The 2277-nt window shown below is 60.0% G+C and carries 3 protein-coding genes; all 3 read right to left on the bottom strand.

Annotated features, from left to right (window positions below):
• Positions 1-764 (bottom strand): SDR family NAD(P)-dependent oxidoreductase (locus AC1RVY_RS26485; RefSeq protein WP_492809132.1); only part of this gene is annotated, 764 nt, incomplete at its 3' end.
• Between the two features lie 11 nt (positions 765-775).
• Entirely contained in the window at positions 776-1912 is a 1137-nt protein-coding gene (locus AC1RVY_RS26480; protein ID WP_492809130.1) for a thiolase family protein, read from the bottom strand.
• Positions 1913-1916: 4 nt separating this feature from the next.
• On the bottom strand, positions 1917-2277 hold a 361-nt coding region (locus AC1RVY_RS26475; protein WP_492809128.1), incomplete at its 5' end, for a Zn-ribbon domain-containing OB-fold protein.

Raw genomic sequence — 2277 nt, 5'->3', positions numbered from 1 at the left:
CTGAGGCTGCGTCCACCGCAGACATACAGAAGTTGTCCAGTGACGTAGCTCGAGCCAGGTTCCGCAAAGAACCGGACGGCGCGAGCAATGTCATCCGGCTGACCAATGCGCTCCATGGGCACAGTCTTGCGAAGACCCTGCTGAACCTCTTCCGTCAGCGTTGCAAACAGGGGGGTCTCAACGATGCCGGGCGCAATAGCATTCACGGTAATGCCCTTGCGCGCATACTCCAGCGCCAGTGAGCGGGTCAGGCTGACCACTGCGCCCTTGGACGCAGAGTACGCCGCCTGGCCGCGATTACCCAGCCATGCACGTGAGCCGATGTTGATGATCCGCCCGAAGCGGTTCTCTGCCATATGCGCCAGCACAGCTTTAGAGCAGATGAACTGGGAATTCAGGTTGATCTCCATCACCCGGCTCCAGAACGCAAGGTCCATCTTGGAGACGAGCTTGTCGCCACCGATGCCTGCGTTGTTGACCAGAATGTCGATGCGCGCATGAGTCGCCACCAGCTGGGCGACGGTCGCATCCACCTGCTCCATGGAGCTGACGTCGACCTTGAAAGTCTTCACATCTACGCCTTCACCGCCGAGGCTGCGTTCAGCCTCCTGCAGCGCCCCTTCGTCGAAATCCCAAATCGCGATGCGGCAGCCGGCCAAGCCCAGTTCACGGGCGATGCCCAAGCCAATGCCCTTCGCACCGCCGGTGACAACAGCGACAAGCCCCTTGAGCGAAGCGGGCGCGATAGTGTTTGTCTGGTTCATGTTGTTTGCCATCAGAGCGAAAGAATGTTGATCGAGCAGGCTGCGTGGTCCACACCCCAGATGCCCCCACCAGTCACCTGCGTGAGACCGATCCGCGCGCCCTGCACCTGCCGCGCTCCCGCACGCCCTTGCAGTTGCTCACACACCTCCACGATTTGTGCAACGCCGGTCGCACCCGGGGGATGGCCTTTGGCGATAAGCCCACCACTTGGGTTGACAGGCACCCGCCCGCCCAGCGCAGTTGCACCGCTTTGCAGGAAACTCGCGGCGTCTCCACGGGCACAAAGCCCCAGCGCTTCGTAATAGAGCAGCTCGGAAATGGTGAACGCGTCGTGGACCTCAAGAAGGCTCAGGTCCTGCGGACCGATTCCAGCCTGCTCATAGGCGATACGGGCTGCGCGGGCCGTGATCTCTGCCTCGGTCATGTCCACCGGCTCGGTTTCAAAAAGACCTGACTGCACCACAGACGCCAGCACCTGCACCGGCTTTGCAACGCCTTTGGAAGGTCGGGTACTGAGAACGATTGCGGCGGCACCGTCCACCACAGCTGGACAGCACTGCAGTAGGGTGAGCGGTTCAGCAACAGGGCGAGAAGCAAGCACCTCCTCGCGCGTCGCCTGTTTCGCAAACTTGGCGATGGGATTCAGCGCGCCGTGCTTTCTGTTCTTGACCGAGATATCCGCCAATGTCTCCAGCTTCAAGCCATGGTCGTGCATGTAGCGCTTCGCGCGCATGGCATAAAGAGCCGGCATGATCATGCCGCGTCTGTTGTTCCAGTCCTTCTGACTGAGCTGCAGCGGCCCACCTCCGAGGCTACTCAGGTGATCCATGCCGAACACCAGCACGGTGTCGTACTGCCCGACCTTGAGCGCCTGCAAGGCAAGGTTGAGCGCGGTTGCGCCGCTGGAGCAAGCGTTGTCCACGTTGTAGACAGCACCACCACTGATATGCAGTTCACGCAATGTGCGTTGCCCTGGCAACGATGAACCGAGTGCATTGCCGCAGTAGAACGCCTGTACTTCGGAGAGTTGAGTGCCAGCGTCGGCCAATGCGTCAAGGATGGCCGACTGCGCCATAACCTCCTCGGTCAACTCTGGAAAGCGGCCGAAATCCGTAATACCCACGCCGGTAATCATTGGTTGCTTCATGACGTCATTCCTTAAAGGCGTAGTCGGGTTCGCCGTCAGGCAACGTGAAGGGCACCACACGCAGGTGGCTGCCGATGGCGGGTGGTTGAGCATCAAACAGCAGCCGCCCGAATGCGCGCACACCGGGCTCGAAGTCGACCATAGCGAGGCCGTAGGGCTGCTTATCTTTGCCAGGGTGAACGACGGTAAAGCTGTATAGCAATCCAGTCGGACCGAGCTCGATATCCTCGACTGTCTGATCGTTGTGAACGAATTCCACCGGCGGGAATTGCGGAGGGTGATCGGCAACACGTGTGGCGATCAACACCATGCCGCTCGCTGTTTGACGGAAGTGAGGCTCCGTTCGTTTAATGATCTTCAAAAAT

The sequence above is a fragment of the Acidovorax sp. GW821-FHT11A03 genome (assembly GCF_058809075.1).
The sequence above is the reverse complement of the archived record's forward strand: the minus strand, read 5'-3'. Positions and strand labels throughout refer to the sequence as shown.

Excerpts from the sequence above, each read along its gene's own strand:
- AC1RVY_RS26480 (WP_492809130.1), bottom strand. The coding sequence starts at position 1,912 with ATGAAGCAACCAATGATTACCGGCGTGGGTATTACGGATTTCGGCCGC.